This is a genomic window from Planctomyces sp. SH-PL62 (genome assembly GCF_001610895.1).
In the GTDB taxonomy this organism is placed as follows: Bacteria; Planctomycetota; Planctomycetia; order Isosphaerales; family Isosphaeraceae; genus Paludisphaera.
In genome coordinates this window covers 916,141-938,617 of the sequence record NZ_CP011273.1, presented here as the reverse complement: position 1 = coordinate 938,617, position 22,477 = coordinate 916,141, and the positions used below count along the sequence as shown (strand labels likewise).

The 22,477-nt window shown below is 69.3% G+C and carries 19 protein-coding genes; 9 read left to right on the top strand and 10 right to left on the bottom strand.

All coding sequences use genetic code 11. The annotated features are described in order from the left end of the window. Nucleotides 1–114 precede the first annotated feature (114 nt). Both trpB and trpA read left to right on the top strand, forming a co-directional pair. The gene (trpB, locus tag VT85_RS03700) at nucleotides 115–1,353 is read left to right on the top strand and encodes a tryptophan synthase subunit beta (protein WP_068410688.1); all 1,239 of its coding nucleotides are present in this window, start codon (nucleotides 115–117) and stop codon (nucleotides 1,351–1,353) included. A 153-nt stretch (nucleotides 1,354–1,506) separates the two neighbouring features. Then, entirely contained in the window at nucleotides 1,507–2,337 is an 831-nt protein-coding gene (gene trpA, locus VT85_RS03695) for a tryptophan synthase subunit alpha (protein WP_068410685.1), read from the top strand. Between the two features lie 47 nt (nucleotides 2,338–2,384). On the opposite strand, the gene VT85_RS03690 is transcribed toward trpA, so the two are convergent. Then, nucleotides 2,385–3,083 carry a type 1 glutamine amidotransferase domain-containing protein gene (locus tag VT85_RS03690; RefSeq protein WP_068410683.1) on the bottom strand — a complete coding sequence of 233 codons (699 nt, stop codon included), beginning with the start codon at nucleotides 3,081–3,083 and terminating at the stop codon, nucleotides 2,385–2,387. 226 nt (nucleotides 3,084–3,309) lie between these two features. Between VT85_RS03690 and VT85_RS03685 the strand changes: the two genes are divergently transcribed. From VT85_RS03685 to VT85_RS03670, 4 genes are all read left to right on the top strand, one after another. Continuing rightward, nucleotides 3,310–3,897, top strand: coding sequence for a biliverdin-producing heme oxygenase (locus VT85_RS03685; RefSeq protein ID WP_068410679.1), 588 nt, complete (start codon nucleotides 3,310–3,312; stop codon nucleotides 3,895–3,897). 204 nt (nucleotides 3,898–4,101) lie between these two features. Beyond that, on the top strand, nucleotides 4,102–6,234 hold the full coding sequence (gene glgP, locus VT85_RS03680) for an alpha-glucan family phosphorylase (protein ID WP_068410676.1): 2,133 nt from the start codon (nucleotides 4,102–4,104) through the stop codon (nucleotides 6,232–6,234). A gap of 133 nt (nucleotides 6,235–6,367) precedes the next feature. Then, nucleotides 6,368–8,113 (top strand): serine/threonine-protein kinase, encoded by a 1,746-nt coding sequence (locus VT85_RS03675; RefSeq protein WP_068410673.1) that lies wholly within the window; start codon nucleotides 6,368–6,370, stop codon nucleotides 8,111–8,113. A 276-nt stretch (nucleotides 8,114–8,389) separates the two neighbouring features. Continuing rightward, nucleotides 8,390–8,608: a hypothetical protein gene (locus tag VT85_RS03670; protein WP_197491074.1), complete on the top strand. Its 219-nt coding sequence runs from the start codon at nucleotides 8,390–8,392 to the stop codon at nucleotides 8,606–8,608. A 93-nt stretch (nucleotides 8,609–8,701) separates the two neighbouring features. Here the strand turns inward: VT85_RS03670 and VT85_RS03665 are convergent, their stop codons facing one another. From VT85_RS03665 to VT85_RS03625, 9 genes are all read right to left on the bottom strand, one after another. Beyond that, complete coding sequence (locus VT85_RS03665; RefSeq protein ID WP_082858326.1) at nucleotides 8,702–9,577, bottom strand: ABC transporter permease; 876 nt, start codon at nucleotides 9,575–9,577, stop codon at nucleotides 8,702–8,704. Next, nucleotides 9,574–10,524: an ABC transporter ATP-binding protein gene (locus VT85_RS03660; RefSeq protein ID WP_068410667.1), complete on the bottom strand. Its 951-nt coding sequence runs from the start codon at nucleotides 10,522–10,524 to the stop codon at nucleotides 9,574–9,576. Before VT85_RS03660 ends, VT85_RS03665 begins: the two co-directional genes overlap by 4 nt. Nucleotides 10,525–10,534: 10 nt before the next feature. Continuing rightward, nucleotides 10,535–11,614 carry an ABC transporter permease gene (locus VT85_RS03655; protein WP_068410664.1) on the bottom strand — a complete coding sequence of 360 codons (1,080 nt, stop codon included), beginning with the start codon at nucleotides 11,612–11,614 and terminating at the stop codon, nucleotides 10,535–10,537. Next, the gene (locus VT85_RS03650) at nucleotides 11,614–12,528 is read right to left on the bottom strand and encodes an ATP-binding cassette domain-containing protein (protein ID WP_068410660.1); all 915 of its coding nucleotides are present in this window, start codon (nucleotides 12,526–12,528) and stop codon (nucleotides 11,614–11,616) included. The genes VT85_RS03655 and VT85_RS03650 overlap by 1 nt, the downstream gene beginning before the upstream one ends. Before the next feature lie 148 nt (nucleotides 12,529–12,676). After that, entirely contained in the window at nucleotides 12,677–13,765 is a 1,089-nt protein-coding gene (gene ychF / locus VT85_RS03645) for a redox-regulated ATPase YchF (protein ID WP_068410656.1), read from the bottom strand. 147 nt (nucleotides 13,766–13,912) lie between these two features. After that, nucleotides 13,913–15,343, bottom strand: coding sequence for an arylsulfatase (locus VT85_RS03640; RefSeq protein WP_068410654.1), 1,431 nt, complete (start codon nucleotides 15,341–15,343; stop codon nucleotides 13,913–13,915). 110 nt (nucleotides 15,344–15,453) lie between these two features. Then, on the bottom strand, nucleotides 15,454–17,295 hold the full coding sequence (locus tag VT85_RS03635) for an AhpC/TSA family protein (protein ID WP_156512657.1): 1,842 nt from the start codon (nucleotides 17,293–17,295) through the stop codon (nucleotides 15,454–15,456). Nucleotides 17,296–17,333: 38 nt separating this feature from the next. Further along, a complete protein-coding gene (locus VT85_RS03630) occupies nucleotides 17,334–17,585 on the bottom strand; it encodes an oxidoreductase (protein WP_068410648.1) in 252 nt (83 codons plus the stop codon). A gap of 88 nt (nucleotides 17,586–17,673) precedes the next feature. Beyond that, on the bottom strand, nucleotides 17,674–18,624 hold the full coding sequence (locus VT85_RS03625; RefSeq protein WP_068410646.1) for a DUF1559 domain-containing protein: 951 nt from the start codon (nucleotides 18,622–18,624) through the stop codon (nucleotides 17,674–17,676). 494 nt (nucleotides 18,625–19,118) lie between these two features. Between VT85_RS03625 and VT85_RS03620 the strand changes: the two genes are divergently transcribed. The 3 genes from VT85_RS03620 to VT85_RS03610 are packed head-to-tail and all read left to right on the top strand — an operon-like array spanning nucleotide 19,119 to nucleotide 22,446. After that, nucleotides 19,119–20,522: a neutral/alkaline non-lysosomal ceramidase N-terminal domain-containing protein gene (locus VT85_RS03620; protein ID WP_068410644.1), complete on the top strand. Its 1,404-nt coding sequence runs from the start codon at nucleotides 19,119–19,121 to the stop codon at nucleotides 20,520–20,522. Between the two features lie 33 nt (nucleotides 20,523–20,555). Then, complete coding sequence (locus VT85_RS03615) at nucleotides 20,556–21,224, top strand: metallophosphoesterase (RefSeq protein WP_068410641.1); 669 nt, start codon at nucleotides 20,556–20,558, stop codon at nucleotides 21,222–21,224. Nucleotides 21,225–21,270: 46 nt separating this feature from the next. Further along, entirely contained in the window at nucleotides 21,271–22,446 is a 1,176-nt protein-coding gene (locus VT85_RS03610) for a RidA family protein (protein WP_068410638.1), read from the top strand. The last annotated feature ends 31 nt before the right edge of the window (nucleotides 22,447–22,477 follow it).

Sequence of the window (22,477 nt, the reverse complement as noted above, 5' to 3'; positions counted from 1 at the left end):
GCCGGTTTCGACAATGAAGGACGGCGTCCCCGAACGTCGTCCACCGTGCCACCTCGCGAGGTCGCGACCCGATCGTCCTCGATTCGCCCAGACTAGACTAAGGATCGCGCGCTGATGTCCCATTCCGCCTCCCCCGAATCGTCCGCCCCCCCGACGCCCCGGCAGACGCCCGACGCCCTGGGCCGCTTCGGCGAGTTCGGCGGCCGGTTCGTGCCCGAGACGCTGATGGACGCCCTCAACCAGCTCTCGGAGGCCTACGAGGAAGCCAAGGCCGACCCCGAGTTCCGTCGCGAGCTGGAAGACTACTGGAAGGACTACGTCGGCCGCCCCTCGCCCCTCTATCGCGCCGACCGGCTGACGAAGTTCGCCGGCGGCGCCGCCATCTACCTGAAGCGCGAGGACCTGAACCACACCGGCGCGCACAAGATCAACAACGCGCTGGGCCAGGTGATGATCGCCCGCCGGATGGGCAAGACGCGGGTCATCGCCGAGACCGGCGCGGGCCAGCACGGGGTCGCCACGGCCACCGCGTGCGCCCTGTTCGGCATCCCCTGCACGATCTACATGGGGGAGGAGGACATTCGCCGCCAGAAGCTCAACGTCTTCAACATGCGGACGATGGGCGCGACGGTCGTCGGCGTTTCCAGCGGCTCGAAGACCCTCCGCGACGCCACCAACGAGGCGTTCCGCGACTGGATGGGATCGTCCAAGGAGACGCACTACACCATCGGCAGCGTCGTCGGCCCGCACCCGTTCCCGATGATCGTCCGCGACTTCCAGTCGGTCATCGGCCGCGAGGCCCGCGCCCAGATCCTTGAGAAGATCGACCGCCTGCCGGACGCCGTCGTCGCCTGCGTCGGCGGCGGCTCGAACGCCGCGGGGATCTTCTATCCGTTCATCGGGGATGAGGCCGTCGAGCTGGTGGGCGCCGAGGCCGGCGGCCGGGGCGGCAAGGTCGGCGACCACGCGGCGAGCCTCACCCAGGGCAAGCCCGGCGTCCTCCACGGCAGCTTCAGCTACGTCCTGCAGGACGACGACGGCCAGACCCAGGACGTCCACTCGATCTCCGCCGGGCTCGACTACCCCGGCGTCGGCCCCGAGCACGCCTACTGGAAGGACCGCGGCCGCGTCCGCTACGAGAGCGTCACCGACGCCGAGGCCCTCGCCGCCTACGGCGAGTCCGCCCGCCACGAGGGCATCCTCCCGGCCCTCGAATCGAGCCACGCCATCGCCCAGGCGTTCAAGGAGGCCCGCCGCCTCGGCCCCGGCAAGGTCCTCATCGCCTGCCTCTCCGGTCGCGGCGACAAGGACGCCTACGAGGTCGCCCGCCTGCGCGGCGAACCGATCGCCTGAGGCGTCACCGTCGTGATAAGGTACTTCTGAAAGCCATCGTCGCGCCGACGCGGGTCGTCGGCCGGCTTCGCGGGGGGGTCCGCCCGTCTTCCCCCCTCGACGAGCGATCCATTCAACGAGACGGGCCGCCTTGCGCAGCCGCCGGCTTCCCTCATGAACCGCATCGACGCCCTCTTCAGCCGCCTCAAAGCCGAGAACCGGCGCGCCCTCATGCCGTTCCTCACCGCCGGCGACCCCGACCTGGCGACGACGGCCCTCCTGATCCAGGAGCTGGTGCGCCGAGGGGCGGACCTGTTCGAGGTCGGGATCCCGTATTCCGACCCCGTCGCCGACGGCCCCGTCATCGCCGCGAGCTACCACCGAGCGCTGACGCAGGGAGTCCGGGTCGGGCACATCTTCCAGACCCTCCGCACCCTCCGGGCCGAGGGAGACGAGGCGATCCGCCAGACCCCGCTGATCTCGATGGTCTCGTACTCGATCGTCAACAAGATGGGCGTCGACCGATACCTGAACGACGCCGCGACCGCGGGCCTCGACGGCCTGATCATCCCCGACCTCCCCGTCGAGGAATCGGCCAAGCTCCAGGAGAAGGCGACCCTCCGCGATCTCAAGCTGATCCAGCTCATCACCCCGACGACCCCGCGCGCCCGGGCCGTCGAGATCGCCCGCCTGACCACGGGCTTCATCTATTACGTCTCGGTGGCCGGCATCACCGGCGAGCGCAAGGCGCTCCCGCCGGAACTGAAGGAGAACGTCGCCTGGCTGCGGACCCAGACCGACCTGCCGATCTGCATCGGCTTCGGCATCGGCTCCCCCGAGCAGGTCCATGAGCTGGCCGAGGTGGCCGACGGCCTCATCGTCGGCTCCGCCCTCGTCCGCCGCCTCGCCGACGCCCCCAACCGCCCCCGCGCCGACGTCGTCAAGGAGATCGGCGAATTCATCGGCTCGCTGGCCGACGCGCTGGGCGACGCGACAGGTCGTTGATCGTCCAGCCGCCGACCGTCGACCGTCATTTCAACGGTGGCCAATGTTCAGCCTTCGCGGGGCTTCTTGACGACCGCCTCGCCGACGCCCCTGGCGCTGGCGGGGTTCTGGCCGGTGATCAGGCGGCCGTCCTCGACGAGATGGCTGCCGAAGGCGAACCAGGCCTGGGAGTACTCGGCCCCTCGGTTCTGGAGTTCATCCTCCAGATTGTACGGGACCGCATCCTGGCGCTGGACCTTGGCCTCCTCGTTCCAGGAGAAGCCCGTCACCTTCTTGCCGGCGAGCAGCGGGGTGCCGGCGACCTTGACGTTCAGAAGCCCGGCGGGGCCGTGGCAGACGGCCGAGACCACCTTGCCCGCCTCCCAGAAGTCGGCGACGAGCTGCTGGAGGTCGGTTGAGTCGGGAAAGTCGAACATCGCACCGTGACCGCCGGCGAGGAAGATCGCGTCGTACTTCGCAGGGTCGACCTCCGCGAGCGTCATCGTCCGATCGAGCCGGTTCATGTAATCTCGGTCCTGGTAGCGTTCCTGCGTCCCCCCCTCGGACAGGACGCCGTGAGCCAGGCTCTCGGGATCAAGCGGCGCCTTGCCTCCTCGGGGACTGGCGACGTCGACGGTGAAGCCCGCCTCCTCGGCGACGTCGGTGAAGTGGGTCAACTCGCCGAGCCAGAGGCCCGTACGATAGCCGAGCTTCTTGTACTCGTCGGCGCTCGTCACGATCGCCAGGAGCTTGTTCGTCGCGGCCACGGTCGGTCCTCCCCTTCGTGTTCCGGATGTCGTTCGAGTCTCCCGACGTCTCCTCCCGATCGATGGTCCAATCCTCCTCGACGTCGGGCGAGGTCAAGTCGGGCTCGATAGAATGTCCCGTCCCCGTCGAGTCGGCGAGGATGTTCCTCGGCGGTCGATCGCACGCAGGATTCATGCCGGAGCTTCCGGGCTCCAGGACGCCCCGTTCGGAGAGGAGAAACACGCGATGATGATGTCCCGGCTCAAGGAGGCGACGCGCCCGCATCACGAGGCGATCGAGGCGAGGCTGGACTTTTTCAAGCTCTCCCGATCGATCGAGGGTTACACGCGCGTCCTCCGTCGGTTCCACGGCTTCCACCGTCCGGCGGAGGAGGCGTTCGACAGGCTTTCCGGCTGGGCCGCCGTCGGGATCGACCCGGCCGAGCGCCGGAAGACGCCGCTCCTGAAAGACGACCTGAAGATCCTCGGCCTGGACGAGGCGGCGATCGACGTCCTCCCCGTCTGCCCGACGCTCCCTCCCCTGTCCGACCTGCCCGAGGCGATCGGGTTGATGTACGTCCTGGAGGGCTCGACCCTGGGAGGCCAGTACATCCGCAAGCGCGTCGAGGCGACGCTCGGGCTGACGCCGGGGCGAGGGTGCTCCTATTTCGCCAGCTATGGCGACCGCGTGGGGCCGATGTGGAAAGCCTTCAGCGCCGCGGTCGACGCCTTTGCAACCTCCGAGCCCGCGCGCGAGGCGATCGCCCGATCGGCCGTCGCCTCGTTCGGGGCGATCGACGCCTGGTTCGCCGAGGATGCGCCCGGGGCCCGATGACGAGGGCGGATCGGCGCTCTAAATTGATAGGGTCGTCGTCGACGTATGGCCTTGAGGGATTGGGCCTATCGACGCCATACTGTTGAGTCTCGCGGGCCGGGCAGCCTGAAGATGGATCGATTGCGCGGGTCGCCCGAGGCCGTCGGGCGGTCGATCAATGGAGATCGGCCGTCGCGCATCCAACGCTTCGCCATAGGGGAACGCATGGTCGGTCAAACGAAACTCCTCGACAAGCTCAAGGAACTGGCCCGCAACCTCTGGTGGTGTTGGCAGGCCAACGTGATCGACCTGTTCCGCGAGCTCGATCCGACGCTCTGGCGCGAAGTCGACCACAACCCGGTCGAGTTCCTGAAGCGGCTGCCGACCGACCAGCTCGAACGCCGGGCCGCCGAGATGGCCCTGGACTCCCGGATCGACTACGCCTTCCGGCGGCTCTCCGAGTACCTGAAGGACTCCGACTCCTGGGGCGCCATCAACGCCACGATCCTCCGAGCTCGGCCGGTGGCCTATTTCTCGGCCGAATTCGGCCTGCACGAGAGCCTGCCGATCTACTCCGGCGGCCTCGGCGTCCTGGCCGGCGACCACCTGAAGAGCGCCAGCGACCTGGGCATCCCCCTGATCGGCGTCGGCCTGCTCTATAACCAGGGGTATTTCCGGCAGTCTCTGGACTCGAACGGCTGGCAGCAGGAAAGCTACCTCAACGCCGACACCGACCTGCTCCCGATCGAGATCGTGGACGGCCCCGACGGCCAGCCGCTCCGGGTCGCCGTCGAGACCACGACCGGCACGCTCCACGCCCGGGTCTGGCGGGTCGAGGTCGGCCGCACCCTGCTCTTGCTGCTGGACTCCAACGTCCCGGAGAACGGCGAGTACGACCGCCAGCTCACCGCCCGGCTCTACGGCGGCGACGCCCGCACTCGGATCCGCCAGGAGCTGCTCCTGGGCGTCGGCGGCGTCCGCGCCATCCGCGCCCTGGGGATCCGCCCTTCGGTGCTCCATCTCAACGAGGGCCACAGCGCCTTCGCCACGCTGGAGAAGATCCGCGAGCAGATGGAAGAGACCGGGATGCCGTTCGGCGAGGTCGTCCGCGACGTCGCCCAGATGACGGTCTTCACGACCCACACCCCGGTCGCCGCCGGCCACGACCGCTTCCCAGCGCAACTCGTCGAGGAGCACCTGGGCAAGATCCGAGAGGCCATGAACCTGTCGTACGACGACTTCATGGGCCTGGGCCGGGTCTACCCGCACGACCTCGAAGAACTCTACTGCATGACCGTGCTCGCCCTTAAGCTTTCGCGCTACGCCAACGGCGTCAGCTCGCTGCACGGCGTCGTCTCGCGACGCATGTGGCACCCGCTGTTCCCGAACGTCACCGAGGAACAGGTCCCGATCGGCCACATCACCAACGGCGTCCACGTCCAGACCTGGGTCGCCCCCCAGATGGCGATGCTCTTCAACAAGCACCTCGGGGTCGACTGGTCCAAGCGCCAGCGCCATCCCGAGACCTGGAGCGCCATCGAGACGGTCGACGACGCCGAGCTCTGGGAGACCCAGCAGGTCCTCAAGGCCCGCCTGATCAACTTCGTGCGAAGTCGGCTGATCTCCCAGGCGAGGAAGCGGAACGAGCCCGAGTCCCGGGTCCAGCGGTTTGCGAACGTCCTGGACCCGAACGCGCTGACCATCGGCTTCGCCCGGCGGTTCGCCACTTACAAGCGCGCCGGGCTGGTCCTCCAGGACGTCGACCGGATGGTCGACCTGATCAAGAACGCCGGCCGGCCGATCCAGTTCGTCTTCGCGGGCAAGGCCCACCCCGAGGACCGGATGGGCAAGGAGCTGATCCAGCACATCGTGAAGATCACCTGGGACGAACGATTCACCGGGAACATCGTCTTCGTCGAGGACTACGACATGAACGTCGCCCGGCACCTGGTGCAGGGCGTCGACGTCTGGCTGAACAACCCCAGGCGACCCCAGGAGGCCAGCGGCACCTCGGGCGAGAAGGCCGTGCTCAACGGAGCCCTCAACTTCTCGATCCTCGACGGGTGGTGGGCCGAGGCGTATGATGGGAGTAACGGCTTCGCGATCGGCGCCGGGACGACCCACGCGTCGATCCAGGTCCAGGACGAGCGCGACCACGCCTCGCTGATCGAGACGCTGACGAACCAGGTGGTGCCGATCTTCTACGACCGCGACGCGGCGGGGCTCCCCCGCAAGTGGATCGCCCGCCAGAAGGACGCGTTCCGCACCCTGGCCTGGAAGTTCAACGCCGATCGCATGGTCATGGACTACGTGAGCCGCAGCTATCTCCCGGCGGCCGGCGGCCTCTCGCGCCAGTGATCGGCCGGGCCGCCGATCGTCTCGAAGTCGGACGCCGGCGAGGGGCGGGGACGGGGATCGCCCCGCCCCCCGCCCCGTCCCGTCCTCCCCCACAAGCCCCAGCCGCCGCGCGTCGGCGAGGTCCATCATCGCCATGAGTCAGGGCTTCCTCGGCGAACAACTCGGCTCGTTCCGTCTGGAGGAGGTCCTCGGCTCCGGCGCCATGGGGATCGTCTTCAAGGCGACCCAGGAGACCACCGGCCGCCCGGCGGCCGTGAAGATCGTCCAGGGCGAGGTCGCCGACAACGCCAAGCTGCTCCAGCGGTTCAGCCGCGAAGCCGAGATCATCAAACAGTTCCGCCACCCCAACATCGTCCGCTGGCTCGCCACCGGCAAGTTCCGCGGGACCTATTACTTCGCCATGGAGTACGTCGAGGGCTCGACCCTCGACAAGGTCCTCCAGGAGCGCGGCGAGATCCCCTGGCTCGAGGTCGTCGACCTGGCGATCCAGATCTGCGACGCCTTGCAGTACGCGCACCAGCAGGGGGTCGTCCATCGTGACCTGAAGCCCTCGAACCTGATGGTCACCCCTGACGGCCGGATCAAGCTGACCGACTTTGGGATCGCCAAGGACCTGGACCGCACGGCCCTGACCGCGCCCGGCAGGACCCTGGGGACGGCCGCCTACATGGCGCCCGAGCAGATCCGTGGCACCCCGGCCGTCAGCCACAAGACCGACCTCTACGCCCTGGGCGCGCTGCTGTACCAGATGCTCGTCGGCAAGCCGCCGTTCAGCGGGTCGTCGGCTGTCGTGCTGATGCACTGCCACATCAACGAGCCGCCGCCCCGCCCCAGCGCCAAGGTCCAGGAGATCCCCAAGGCCCTCGACGACGTGGTCGTCGCCCTGATGGCGAAGAACCCGACCGAACGGCCGTGGGACGCCGACGCGGTGTCCGTGATCCTCCGCGAGCTTCGCGAGAAGGCCGAGAAGAAGCAGACGGTGGCCATGGTCTGGCCCGAGGCCGGATCGTCCGCAGCCAATCCCACCCGCGCCGGGATCGGCGTCGAGGCCGCGCCCCCAAAGGGGGCCGCCAAGAGCAAGAAGAAGAAGAAAGGTCGATCGTCCGGGGTCTCCTCGGCCGCGAATCTCGACGGCGACGAGCGGAGCTTCTTCACCCGCGACCGAATGGAGGTCGGGGGACTGGTCCTGGGCCTGGTCGCGATCGCCGCTCTCGTCGCCTACTGGCTCTGGCCCCCTGGCGCCGAATACCTCTACCGGCACGCCGTCCCGCTCATGGAGTCAACCCGGCGCTCGGACTGGCTGACCGCACGGGCCGAATACATCGACCCGCTCGACAAGCGGTTCCCCGACCACCCCTACCGCGAGGAGACCCAGGCCTGGCGGGACAAGATCGCGCTCGACGAGGCCGAGGGCCGCGCCAAGCTCCTCGCCAGCCCGACCCCCACCCCCTTCTCGCAGCCCCAGACCAATGGCGAGCGCCAGTTCGCCGCGTTCCACAGCCTGGCCTCGAAGGCCGAGGCCGAGGGGGACGAACTCACCGCCCAGCGCTACTGGCGGGAGATGATCGGGACCATCGCGGCCGACGACCCCGACGAGCGCAAATGGCTCCTCCTGGCCCACCATCGGGCCGACGACCTCGCCACGCGGATCCGGGAGCGTCGCGCGTTCGTGGAGCAGCAGTACCTCCGCGCCGTCGCGGCGCTCCAGGCCGGCCGGCCTCGCGAGGCCTCCGCGATCCAGGGGATGCTCCGCGAGAAATACGGCCGCTACACCGACCTCGCCGAATTCTTCGCTCCCGTCCCAACGCCCTCCCCCGAGCCGCCGCCCCAGCCCACCGACGCGTCCGATGGCGAGAAAAGCCCCGCCGAACCGGAGTGAGACCGCCCCGGTTCAACTTCATTGGGAGACTCGTCAAACAATTCGGGTCTCGCCGACGTAGCAACATACGACCCCATGATTGACGGACCGTGCTCCGGTTCGATAGTCTGGTGTGACCTTTCGTCCGCAAGCCGAGGCGATTCCCGTCTGTTCGCCTCAATGCGATATTTTGGTGCTAGCTTTGGGCCGAGCATGGCCCCGAGGATGCTGATGCCTCCGTCCCCGTCTCGTGTCCGCTTCATTGGCAGCCGCGAACTCCATCGAGATCTCCCGAAGGTGCTGGATAGCCTGGAAAACCCCGAATGTCGCTACGTCCTGACCATCCACAGCAAGCCCAAGGCCGTCATGATCGGCGCCGAGGCGTTCCTGAGCCTCCTCAGGGGTGCGACGCCCGAAGACCGGCTCCTGGCGCTCCAGCTCGGCGCATTGGTCCAGGGCCTGGAATCCTCCGTCGTCGACGCCGAGGAGCCCGAAGGCGACCTCGTCGAGGTCTGATCCAGACTTCGGACGGCCCCTTTTACGTCGTCTCCTCCCCCTTCGCGAAGGGGGAGGACGGCGCGGTCGTGGGTCGTCGATCGGCAAGGCGGTTCAGCTTCCCTCAGGCGTCTTCACACGGAATTCGCGGCTGCTGAAGAACCAGGCCCCCAGCGCCGTGAAGAGCGCGGCGGCGCCTGTCAGGACCGCCAGCGAGGTCGCGACGGCCGGTGCCTCGGCCGGGTCGATCGACCATGCGCCACCGTCCAGGCCCAGCAGCCGGACCGCCAGGACCCGGACGTGGAACAGGATCGTTCCGTACCGGACCAGAAACGGGATGTTCGACACGACCCCCTCGAACACCAGGATATAGCCCACGCCGATCACCAGCACCCGGCGCGTGAAGAGCCCGAGCAGGCCGAAGATCGCGATGTAGGCCAGCAGCGAAAGGGCCGAGAGCCCTGCCAGGACCCCGGCCTGACGGAACAGGTCCGATGGGTCCGCCTCGGGGAGCCCCACGCGAACCGCGGCCGTCACGGCCGTCGTGAAAATCGCGGCCAGGATCGACGTCACGAGCGTCGCCCCCAGCACCTTCACCAGGTAGATCGCCCACCTCGGGATCGGCCGGATCAGGAAATACGTCAGCGTCTGCTCCTCCACGTCGTCCTGCACCAGGCTCGACGCGAACAGCAACGCCGCCAGCGGCACGATCGCCTGCGGAATAAGGCCGTAGATCAGGGCCCGCTCGCTCGCCTCCGGATCGTAGGGCTGATCGTACCGGCGGACCAGCAGCGCGATCGCCACCGGGGCGGCGAACATGAGCACGAACAGCCAGATCCGCTTCCCCCGCATCTGACGGGCGATCGTAATCCGGAGCACCGTAGCCAGCGCACCGAGCGAAGGTCGGCCGGAGGACACGACCGGAAAGGCTCGAGAGGCCGCGATCGGAGGGATGCGGGGTTCGTCGGCGGGCGTTGCGGCCGGGATCATGGATTCACCAGATACTTGAAGACGGCTTCCAGATTGTCGTCGTCCGAGTAAATCTCCTCGATCGGCGAGTCGGCCTCGCGGGCCAGCCTCGGCAGGCGCTGATAGAACTGGTCCGGGGCGCGGGTCTCGACCACGATCGCCCGCTCGTCGCGTGGCAGCTCGATCCCCTCGACGTCGTCCCATCGCACGAGCTTGGCGGCCAAGGCGCGGCGGTCGGGCCCCTTGAGGACGATCCGATGGGGATGCTTGTCGATCAGGTCGCGGATCTGCCGGACGTCCCCGAAGGCGACCAGTCGGCCCCGATTCACCAGCACGATCTGGGACGTGAGGGCCTGCACCTCGTAGAGCACGTGGCTCGACACGAGGATCGTCCGCCCTTGGCGGGCGAGACCGGCGATCAGCTCCATCAGCTCGTGGCGGGCCACCGGATCGGTCCCGGTCAGGGGTTCGTCGAGAAAGAGGACCTCGGGGTCGTGGATTAAAGCCTGGGCGAGCTTCGTCCGCTGCCGCATCCCCTTCGAATAGCCTCGAACCGGACGGTCGGCGGCGGCGGTCATCCCGACCTGTTCGAGCATCCGGTCGGCGGCCTCGCGAGCGGCCCGCCGGCCCATCCCGGCGAGCGAGCCGCTGGCGCGGAGGAACGCTCGGCCGGTCATCCACTCGAACATCGCGTCCTGCTCGGGGCACAGGCCGACGTGGCGATTGAGGGCCGCGTTGTTCCAGGGCCGGACGCCCAGCACCCGGACGTCCCCCTGGCTGGGGCGGAGCTGGCCGGTCGCCAGTTGCAGGAGCGTGCTCTTCCCCGCGCCGTTGGGGCCGAGCAGGCCCGTCACCCCCTTGCCGATCCGCAGCGAGAGGTTGTTCACCCCGATCACCTGTCCGTACCACTTCGAGACCGACCGGAACTCGATCACCGGCGGCGCTTCGGGGGCGTCCGTCGTGCTCATCACCGTCTCCCTATTTCAAACGGTCGAGCGACCGGACCCGGGTGGAAAGGACGACGATCGACGCGACCCCCAGGCCGGCGAGCACGCCGGCCGACCAGGTCCACGGGGGACGTCGCGACGCCGGGTCCTCCCCGGCCGACGGTGGCGGCTCCGGCGGACGCGGAGGCCGAGGCGGGCCGAAGGGGAACGGGAAGCCTCGCCGCCGCCCTTCCGGGCCGATGCTCCCCGCCCCGTTCAGCATGGCGTCCTGGCTCGCCCGGAAGAGTTTCCTCAGGCGTTCCCATTCGGCGTCGGAGTCGAAGAGCGCGTCGCGGACGGAGGAGAGGTCGGCGGAGTATGAGACCAGGGGCACCCACTCGCGCCCGACCGAGCCGCTCAGGGCGTCGGCGGCCGCGCCGCCCAGCATCCAGACCCCCAGCCACATCGCCGTGACGAACCGGGAGTGCCGGGAGAGCGACGAGAAGGCCAGCATCAGGAGCCCGGTCGAGACGGTCACCACCAGACTGAACGCGACCGACGCGGCCAGGACTCGCCAGGTGTCGCGGAGGATGGCCGTGTCGAGGCTGAACGCCAGCCCGATCAGGTACGCCAGCACCGCCGGGATGAGCATGACCGCCAGCAAGAACACGGCGATCACCCCGAACTTGCCCAGGAAATAGTCGATCCGCCGCAACGGCCGCGAGAGGTAGAGCGGCAGCGCGTTGAACCGCAGGTCCTGGCTGATCAGATCCGGGCCGACCATCATCACCAGCAGGAACGTGAAGAAGAGCTGGACCTGGAAGAACTGCGTGTACGCCAGCGTCCAGAACGTCGTCCGGAACGCCCTCGGGCCGTCGCGGATCTCTTCCGGGAGCCCCTGGAACAGGAACAGGAAGGGGGTGAGGATCGACGACTTCTGCTCGAACAGCCCCCAAAGGATCAGGAACCCCGCCAGCACGAGCGCCGGAGCGAGCGCGCCGACGAGCGTCGAGATCAGCCAGCGGTTCTTGAACTGGGCCTTCACCCCCTGGCGGGTGATGGCCAGCCAGCGGAAGGCGTGGCCGCCGAGCTTGCCGTCCCAGTGCTGGTATCCCTGGTCGAGAATCGGCATCAGCTCGCCCTCCCGATCGCCTGGAGGAAGACCTCTTCCAGCGTGCTGCGACGAGGCCGAAGCAGGCGGATCTGTTCGGATGCGGCTTCCGCCGCCTCCCAGAGCGCGTCGACCCCCGCCCCGTCCGGCAGCTCGACCCGCAGGTGGTCGTCGACCGGCTCCGACCGGACGCCCCGCTCGGCCAGGATCGCGGCGAACCGCGATCGATCGCCGCGCACGCGGAGTTCGAACTCCCGGGAGTGCGGCTTCTTCAACTCCTCGATCCGCCCCTGCGCCAGCAACCGCCCCTGGCCCAGCACGACGACGTATTCGCAGACGGCCTCGACGTCCGGGAGCAGATGGCTGGAGATCAGGAGATTCATCCCCTTGTTCCGCGAGAGGTCGCGGCAGAGGGCGAGGATCTCCTGGCGACCGGCCGGGTCCATGCCGTTGGTCGGCTCGTCGAGGATCAACAGCCGGGGGTCGTGGACGATCCCCGAGGCGATCTTGAGCCGCTGCTTCATCCCCGTGGAATACGACTCGGCCCTCCGATAGCGGGCCTCGCCCAGCTCGACGTAATCCAGGACCTCATGGGCGCGGCGGAGGGCGTCGCGCGACGGCATGCCGACCAGTTCCCCGGCGTAGGCGACGAACTGGACCCCGGTCACGCCGGGAAAGAGGCATTCGTCCTCGGGGACGAAGCCGACCGCCTGGCGGATCGCCAGGGGCTGTCCCGCCAGGTCCATCCCGAGCACGCGGCCCCGGCCGGAGTCGATCCGGACGAGCCCGAGCAGGCTGCGGATCAGGGTCGTCTTGCCCGCGCCGTTGGGGCCGAGGAGCCCCACGGCCCCCTCGGGGAGCGAGAGCGAGAGTCCCGACAGGGCCGTCACCGCCCCGTAGGTCTTGGTCAGGTCTTCGAGCTCGATCAGCATCATTCACCGGATTGGGGCCGTCGCGTCGCGTCGCCTCGCGTCGCGCGGGGGGCGTCGCCTCAATCGGTTCGCCGCTCCCGCCCGAATATTGTGCGGCCCCGGCGGGCCCGCCGCAATCCGCCGGCGGGCCCCCGGATCGAGATCGGATCGATCAATTGAACAGGAAGTGGCAGATGTCGCCGTCCTGCATCACGTACGCCTTGCCCTCGACGCGGAGCTTGCCGGCGGCGCGGATCTCCTTCTCGGACTTGTAGTGCTCCAGGTCGGCGAGGGTGTAGACCTCGGCCCGGATGAAGCCCTTCTCGAAGTCGGTGTGGATCACGCCGGCGGCCTGCGGGGCCGTGGCGCCGATCGGGACGGTCCAGGCCCGGACCTCCTTCTCGCCGGCCGTGAAGTAGCTCTGGAGGCCGAGGATCCGGTACGCCTCCCGCGCCAGGACGGCCAGGGCGGGTTCGTCCAGGCCGGATGAATGGAGCATCTCCAGCCGGTCGGCCTCGTCCAGCTCGGCGATCTCGGACTCCAGCTTGGCGCAGACCGCGACCACCCCCGCGCCGATCTCCTTGGCCCGTTCGCGGACCCGGGCCGCCATCGGGCCTTCGCCGTGCAGGTCGCCCTCGTCCACGTTGGCGACGTAGAGGATCGGCTTGGCCGTCATCAGGCCGAAGCTGGAGATGGCGGCGGCCTCGGTCGGTTCGAGCGTCAGCGTCCGAAGCGGCTGGTCCGTCCCCAGGTGCTCCAGGCACTTCTTGATCGCGTCGACGCGGAGCTTGGCGTCCTTGTCGCCCCCCTTGGCGGTGCGCTCGGCCTTGGGGAGCGCGTTCTCCAGCGTCTGGAGGTCGGCCAGCATCAGCTCGATCTCGACCGTCTCCACGTCCGACAGCGGATCGACCCGCCCGGCGACGTGGACCACGTCCGGATCCTCGAAGCAGCGCACGACCTGGAGGATCGCGTCGACCTCGCGGATATGGCTGAGGAACTTGTTCCCCAGCCCTTCCCCCTCGCTGGCCCCCTTCACGATCCCGGCGATGTCCACCAGCCGGAGCGCGGCGGGGACGAGCTTCTTGGGGACGATGTGGCGGCTGATCCGCTCCAGCCGGCCGTCGGGGACGCTCACGACCCCCTCGTTCGGCTCGATGGTGCAGAACGGATAGTTCGCACTCTGCGCCGCCTTGGAACTGGTCAGCGCGTTGAACAGCGTACTCTTGCCCACATTCGGCAGACCGACGATGCCAGCCCTCATATCGACGCGACGCCCTTATCTATCACCTGGATCGAAGCGGACGGCCCGGCGGCCGATCAAGCGGACCATCGTACCCGCCCCGGCCCTCCGGCGTCTTCCCTGATTTCCGGCGACGGCGCCGGCGCGTCGATCCGCCGCCTCGTCCAATCACTTCGGGTCGATCGTCGGCAGCGGGAACATCTCGGAGCGGACGTGCTCCTTCGTCATCACCGCCTTGATGCGGTCGACGATCTCGGGACGATCGGCGGCGAGGTCGCGTCGCTCGCGCGGGTCGTCGTCCAGGTTGTACAGCTCGATCGCGTCGTTCCCTTGCCGAAGATCCCGGCAGACGCCCTTCCACGGGCCGATGCGGGCGGCCTGCCAGCCGCCGTAGGAGGCGAACTCCCAGTAAAGGAACTCGTGCGCGGGCTGGGCGTCGGGACGGCCGAGGAGGCTGGGGGCGAAGCTGATCCCGTCGAGGCCCGGCGGCAGGCTCGCGCCCCCTCCGATCAGCTCCATCAAGGTCGGCGCGACGTCCGGGAAGTAGCCGACGAAGTCGCACGTCGCCCCCGGCTTCACGCGGCCCGGCCATCGGACGATCATCGGGACTGCGATCCCCCCTTCGTACGCCGAACCCTTGAACCCCCGGAGTCCGCCGGCCGAATGGAAGAAGCCGCTATCCGCGCCGCCGGCTTCCTGGTTCGGACCGTTGTCGGAGGCGAAGATCACCAGCGTGTCGTCGTCGATCCCGGTCTCCCGCAGGAGGGCGAGGATCCGCCCCACCGTGCGGTCCATGCGGGTGACCATCGCCGCGTACGCGGCGCGGGGCTTCGGATGGGGCTGATAGCCGCGGCCGCCGGTGTAAGGGGTCTCCTCGAACCGGCCGGCGTACTCGGCCAGCGAATCCTCCGGGACCTGGAGCGCGACGTGCGGGATCGTGAACGGCAGGAACAGGAAGAACGGCGCGTCCTTGTGCGCGCGGACGTACCGGAGAGCCTCGGCTTCGAACAGGTCGTGCGAGTGCTGGGCGCCGGTCGCGCCGCCGTCGTTTCCCGCCAGGTCGATCTTCGCGCGATCGTTCCAGAGGTAGGTCGGGTAATGGTTGTGGGCGTGGCGCTGGCAGTTGTAGCCGAAGAAGTGGTCGAAGCCCTGGTTGAGCGGGTCCCCCTCGGAGCCGGGGAAGCCCAGTCCCCACTTGCCGATCGCCGCCGTGGCGTACCCCTGACGCTTGAACATCTCGGCGAGCGTGAACTCGGCGTCGGGGATCGGGGGCTGCCCTTCAGGCTGGATCTCCCGATTGTCGCGGACGTGGCCGTGGCCGGTATGCTTGCCGGTCATCAGGGTGCCCCGCGACGGGGCGCAGACCGGCGAGCCGGAATAGAACCGCGTGAACCGCATCCCCTCGGCAGCCAGGCGGTCGATCGCCGGCGTCTTGATCTTCTCCTGCCCGTAGGCCCCCACCTCGGCCCGGCCCAGGTCGTCGGCCAGGATGAAGACGACGTTGGGCTTGCCGTCGCGCGCCAGGGCGACGGGGCTCGCCTCAAGGATCGCGACGAGCATCATGGCGAGGACGACGGATGCCGATAGGCGACGGTTCATCGCGGGCTCCTCGGGACGACGGATTCAGGTGCGCGCCTTTCGTTGTATCCGTCGCACGCGATCTCCGCCAGGACCCGCTCCACGCGCCGCGACGAGGGCGGATTCCATCGTCACTCGACGGCGTCGCTCGGCGCGACCCCGGCGCGGCGGAAGAACTCCTCCATGAAGTCGTCGACGGCGCCGGGGACGGTCAAGTCCTGATCGGCGTGCGTGAGGCCGAGGAAAAGGATCATCATGTCGTCGTTCGTCCCCTCGCCCCAGCGGACCTCGCGGGGGGGGCGGGACGGGTTGCGCGGGTTGCCGGACGAGTTGTCGAACCGGGCTTCCAGGTGGACGGTGGAGCCTTCGGGGATGCGAAGCGGCTCGCGGAGGAAGTAGGTGTCCTGGCGGTTGAAATCCCAGTCGTCGATGCGGATCAGCGGCCGGGAGCGGCCGTCGGGCGTCACGACGCGGGCCGCCATCGACCGCCCGAGCATGTGCATGTGCGGCGTCATCGCGTGCAGGTCCACGTCCATCGGGATCTTCAACTCCGCCTTCCAGCGCACGTCCGGGTCGTCGGCCGGGATCACGAATTCCGCCGGATCGGCGCAAGCGGAGACCCACTGGAGGGCCTTCTTGACCGGCTTCCGGGCGAAGTGGATCCCAAGTCGAGTTTGGTCGCGCTCCACCTTGCCGATCGGATGGTAGTGGATCTGCAAGACGAGATCCGCCCCTTGTGGGAGCTTCTGGCCGACGCCGTCGCCGTAGAAATGGGGCTCGTTGCCGGGCGTCCAGCCCCCCAGTGCGCCGAAGATCGAATCGCCGTCGAAGCCGGAGAAGCACATGTAGCCCGGCTCCTCGTCGGCCTCGTCGCGCGATCGGCCCAGGCCGCGGACGTCCAGGTAGCCGAAGGTGTGGTGGACGACGCGAGGGTTGCCCGGCTTGACCTCGATGGCGCGGATCCAGCGGTCCTCGGGAAGGTCGGTCGGCAGGACGAAGCAGCGGTAGACGTCGCCGCCGGTCGGAGGGATCTCGAACGGCTCGGGCATCTCGAGGATCAGGTCGGGAGTCCCCAGGGCCCATTCGCCGACGGGGGGTGGCTCGGGGACCGGCTCGGCCGTTTGCGGGCCTTCGGGCGCTCCGGCTTCCGCCCAGGCGCGGAGCGTCGCGACCTCGTCCGGGAGCAGCGTCCGGTCGTGCAGGAGGGGCGGGCCATGCCCGGAAGAGGGCTTCCACGGGGGCATGAACCGCGATTCCACCACGTCGGCCAGGTCGCGCGAGCGGCGGGCCGCCTGGGCGTATTTCAGCAGCGAGAACGGCGCGGCCTCGCCCGGCCGGTGGCAGTCGCGGCAACTCCGGCGGAGGATCGGCTCGACGTCCTGCGTGTAGGTCGGCGAACTTCGGGCCGATGAAGGCTCGGGGATCGGCGTCCCCGTCGCGGGCTCGCCGATCGCGTCCGGCTCGACTCCCCGACTGGCCGCCGCGACGGCCTCGCGAAGCTCGCCGAGGTCGAACCGACCCCGATGGAGCAGGCGGGCCTCGCCGACGAGGACGAGCGACTCGGGGGTGGTCGCGACGCCGAACCGGCGGGCGATCGTCCCGGTCGGGTCGTGGACGACGGCCGAGCCGGCGGCCTCCCGAGGCGGCCCCTCGCCGACCGCCACGGCGATCGTCGCGACGACTCCGGGGGGGAAGGACTCGCGGAGCGTTTCCAGGCCGTCAGCCGCGACATCGGAGGCCGGGTCGTCGGCGGCGAGGAACGTGACGACCGTCGCGCCTCCGTCGGCGGGGCGGAGGTCGATCCGACGGCCGTCGATCGCCCGGAGCGCCGGGGGGCCTTCCAGGAAGGTCCTCCCCAGCAGCGACGGCGAGATCGGCCGACCGGCGGGCTTCGCCGTGCGCGAGGCGAGCGAAACGAACAGGGCCGCGCACGCCGGCGCGGCCAGGACGCAGATCAGGATGATTCGTTTCACGCCCCGCTCCTCCAGGGGATCGCGCACGGCCGATCGGCTCAGTGACGCTTCCGGCGCTTGGGATTCGTGGCGTTCTCGGGGAGGTTGGGGTCCTTCCAGTCGGCCCCCATGTTCTCCTGCACCTCGGGGGTCTCCTGCTCCTCGGGCGGGAGCTTCGCGAACTCCTCGGGCGTCAGCTTCGTGTAGGTGATCGAAGGGTCGTGGGGGTTGCCGCAGGCTGCCGAGCAGAGGGCGATCAGCGGCAGCGCGAGGGCGGCGAAGGTCGTCGCGAGGCGTCTCGATCGGAACATGAGCCTAACCGTCTCCAGGATGCGCGGTCGAGCCACCCGCCGACGCGACCACGGGAAGCGGTCGCGCCGGCGGGGCAATCTCGTCGGGTCAGAAGCTGTCGGACGAGATCACCTCGCCGCCGGCCCGGGTGGAGAGGCCGCGGTAGACGGGCTTGGCGATCCCCTCCTTGATGAACTTCACGGAACCGTCGGCGAAGACGAAGTTGGCCCCGCCCGGATGCTGGCTGCGGAACGAGTAGATGCCGCTCTCCTCGCTGGTGACGTCGTCGACGACCTTGTGGAGGTTGAACTTGCCCCAGGTCGAGAAGTTCAGCCCGCGCGGATAGCCGTGCGCCCAGACTCCCTGACCACCGCGATACTGTCCCGCGCGGGCGTGGGTCGAGCTGAAGAAGTCGTTCTTCAGGCCGTAGTCCTGCTCGCCGCCCAGGAAGCTGTTCGAGGACCCATCGGTGATCGAGGCGATCGTGACGGGAGGGTGGTCGACCGTCGTCAGCGGGGCGGTCGTGTCGCCGCTGTTCGTGCTGGTCGCGCCGATGATCACCCCCCGGGGAACGCCGTAGAGGTGCCGACCGCTATAGAGGTTGGCGTAGGCGTCGCCGTTATTGGTCGTGTAGCTGGAGGGGGCCAGAAAATCGTTCTGCGAGACGTCCGGCTTGGAGTACGGCAACGTCATCGAGGGGCAGAGGAACGACGCCACGATCGTCCCCGACGCGGTCGAGTTGGTCGTGGTCGACGCCCCGAACGACACATTGTACGTCGAGAACAGCGGCCCCTGCTCCACGAACGGCAGGATGCCCGTGAAGCACGAATACTTCGACGACGCCTGGATCAGCGCGAACGGGAAGCAGCCGTTGCCGTCGGCGTAGTTGTGCATCGCCAGCCCGATCTGCTTCAGGTTGTTGACGCACTGGGCGCGGCGGGCGGCCTCGCGGGCCGACTGCACGGCCGGCAGCAGGAGCGCGATCAGCACGGCGATGATCGCGATCACGACCAGCAACTCGATCAGCGTGAAGCCTCGGGGGCGTCGGCTCGACGGCATGGCGGGATTCTCCGAATGGGGGGGCGGGTCGTTTCGACCTCGATACCGGTGGGGGATCGGCGGGGCGTTCGCTCTCGTCCGGGAACTTCGGTCCTCACGGCCGCGTCGACCGCGACCGATGGACGCCACCCTGGCGGGCATCCCCGACCCCCGAGAAACGGCGAGGAATCGGGTGTCAAGGGCCACACCGCGATCACTGATTTCAAATCGACCTGAGACTGAATCTCAATTGCATTGCCAAACGATAAAGTAGCCAACCTGCCGTGTCAATTGAAATTCCAGGAAGGCCCCGTCTCCAGGTCGCCACTCGATCGTTGCCGGGGCCGCAGGAGGGGCCGGGGGTCGCCCCGACCGCGACGGCGATTTAAGATGCCGGTTCGCGGGATCGGGGACGCCGGCGTCCTTTCCCACGGTTCCGCCGGCGCTGAGACGCCGATGGTCGCCCCGGAGTGAGCGGTCGAGACTCCCGAAGCACCCTGACGAGACCCTTCCCAATGACCACGACGATGCGACGACTCACGGCGTGCTGGCTGGCGATCGCGGCGACGGCCGTCTCGGCGAGGGCCGGCGACGGCTGGTCGGCGGGGGCGGCGGCGGCCGACGTCACGCCGGCTGGGCCCGTCTGGCTGGCGGGCTACGCTTCGCGCAAGACGCCGTCGGAGGGGGTGACGATCCCCATCAAGGTCAAGGCCCTGGCGCTCCGCGATGGCGGCGGGGCGACGGCCGTCCTGCTCACGGCGGACGTCGTCGGATTCGATCGCGCCTTCGCCGACCGGGTGTTCGCGGCGATCCAGGCCGCGCACGGGCTCCCCCGCGAGGCCGTCGCCCTGTTCGCGTCGCACACCCACACCGCCCCGCTCGTCCGCGACGCCCGGCCGATGCTGGCGGAACGTGGGATCGACCTCGACCGGGCGAAGCCCAACGACGATTTCCGACGCGACGTCGAGGCGAAGCTGGTCGCGACCGCCGGCGCAGCGATCGCCGCGCTCCGGCCTGTCTCGCTGGCCTTCGGCGAGGGCGAGGTGTCGTTCGCGATCAACCGCCGCGAGAAGACCGCCTCGGGCTTCCGGATCGGCCGGAACCCCGACGGCCCCGTCGACCGCGCCGTGCCGGTGCTCCGCGCCGTCGCCGACGACGGCTCGCTCGTCGCGGTCCTGTTCGGCTACGCCTGCCACAACACGACGCTCACCGACAAGATCATGACCATCTCCGGCGACTACGCCGGTTTCGCCCAGGCGAAGCTGGAGGACGACCACCCGGGCGCCGTGGCCCTCTTCGTCATGGGCTGCGGCGGCGACGCGAACCCCGACCCGCGAGGGACCGTCGAGCTGGGGGTCCGGCACGGTCATGCGCTGGCGGACGCCGTCGAAGCGGTCCTGGACGACCCCGCCCGCCTGCGACCGGTCGCCGGCCGGCTGAACGCCGCGTTCGATGAAGCCCCGCTCCCGCTGGCGGGGCCGACCGACCGGGCCTCCTACGAGGCGAGGCTCCAGGAGACTCCCGAGAACCCCGCCCGACGCTCCCACGCGCAGCGACTGATCGCGGACATCGACGCGGGCCGGGGCGTAACGACGACGTATCCCGCCCCCGTCCAGGCGTTCGCCCTGGGCGACTCGCTGGTCCTCGTTGCGCTGGCGGGCGAGGTCGTGGTCGACTACTCCTTGCGGCTGAAACGCGAGGAAGTTTCGCCGGGACGCTCGCTCTGGGTGGCGGCCTACGCCAACGACGTCCTCGGATACGTCCCCTCGGCCCGCGTGCTGGCCGAGGGAGGATATGAAGGGGGCGACGCGCTTTACTACGCTTACGCCAGCCTCCCCGGCCCGTTCGCGCCGGAGGTCGAGCCGATCCTGGTCGGGGCCGTCAAACGGCTCCTGGAACGGGTCGGCCGGAAGCCCTGACCCCGACCTGCACTGCGACGAGGGACCCACGCGATGCGGATCTGCTGCGCGGCCGACCTGCACGGCCATCTCCCGAAGATCCCCGAGTGCGACCTGCTCCTCCTCGGGGGCGACCTGACGCCGGGATGGGCTCGCGACCCGCTGGACGGCCGCGACTGGCTCGACACGGAGTTCCGCGCCTGGCTGGAGGCGCTCCCGGCGCGCACGCAGGTGGTCGGAGTGGCGGGCAATCACGATTTCGTCTTTCAGGAGGACGCCGCGACGTTCGACGCCCCCCTGCGTTGGACGTATCTGCAAGACTCCGGGACGACCTGCGGCGGCCTCTCGATCTGGGGGACGCCCTGGCAGCCGACCTTCTTCGATTGGGCGTTCAACCTGGAAGAAGAGGAGTTGGCCGAGAAGTGGGCGCTGATCCCGGAGGGGATCGACGTCCTCTTGCTGCACGGCCCCCCCTACGGCCACGGCGACCCCACGCCCCGGGGCCCCGTCGGCTCGCCCAGCCTCTTGCGGCGGATCGAGGCCGTCCGGCCCCGGCTGGCCGTCGCGGGGCACCTGCATTCCGGCTACGGCATCCATCCGATCGGCCCGACGACGCTCGCGAGCTGCTCGCTGCTCGACGAGGAGTACGAACCCGCGAACCGGCCGATCGTGGTCGACTTCACGGACGCCGGAATCGTGGTTGTCGACTGCGGCCCGCGTTGATTTCCGTCCGCTCGTCCCTACAATTCGTCCCAGGATGCGACTTCCGATGCGACAAAAACCCTCGATCGTCCTCGCCGCGGTGCTGGCCGCGTTCACGCCCGTCGCGCTGGGCGACGACGCCCCGCGCCGACTACGCGTTTCGCCCGACCGGGCCGGTTCGGCGGCCGTGGTCGTCCCGATCGCCGCGCCCCTGGTTCATACGACGCAGTTCTTCCCGATCGACGAGGCGGGGCGGCTCGCGCCCGAGGACCGACAGATCGAGACGGTCCTGGATCGTCTGGACGCGGCGCTCCGCGCGGCCGGCTCCGACGCCTCGCGGGTCGTCCGGATGCACGTCGTCCTGAGCCGAGCGGACTGGCGCGACGAGGTCCGCAAGGCGTTCGCGAAACGGCTCGACGGCCGCGACGGCCCGGCCTGGACCTTCGTCGGCGGCGAGCCGCTCCGGCCGGGTGCCATCCTGGCCGTGGACGCCGTCGCGACGACGGACCACGCCCCTCCCCCCAATACGGCGCCCCGCTCGGCCACGTCCGCCGTCCTCCCCGGCGGGCCTCGGGTTTTCATCTCGGGCCAGGCCGAGCCCGACGCGGATCTCGCCGTCGCGACCCGGAAGACGCTCGAAAGCCTGGGCGATTCGCTGAAGACCCTCGGCCTCGACCGCGATCGGGTCGTCCAGCTCAAGGCGTTCATCCAGCCTTCGGACGCCCCCGCCGCCGAGGTCGTCGCGCGGGAGGTCGCCGCGTTCTTCGAAGGGGAGACGCCCCCTCCGCTGGTCGTCGTGGGCTGGAAGTCGTCGCCGTCTCAGCCCGTCGAGATCGAACTGATCGCCGCGTCGCACTCGCCCGGCGGCTCCGGCCGCCTGGAATTCCCGGCCCTGCCGCCGCTCAAGCCGTCGCCCGTCTACAGCCGCGCGGCGCTGGCGAGTCAGGGCTCGCTCGTCTTCGTCTCGGGCCTCATCGGCCCCGAAAACGCCCCCGGGGGCGATCAGGTCCGCGCGGTCTTCGACGAACTTCGCTCCGTTCTGGACGAGGCCCGGTCCGACTTCCGCCACATGGCCAAGGCCACCTATTACGTCTCCGATCCCGAAGCCGACGCCGCCCTCGCAAAGATCAGGACCGAGTTGTACGACCCCACGCGCCCCCCCGCCGCCTCGAAGGCGGCCGTCCGAGACGTCGCGTTCCCGGGCCGCGGCTTCGCGATCGACATGATCGCCGTCACCCCCTGACGGGACCCCGACCGGTCCCTCCCCGATCCAT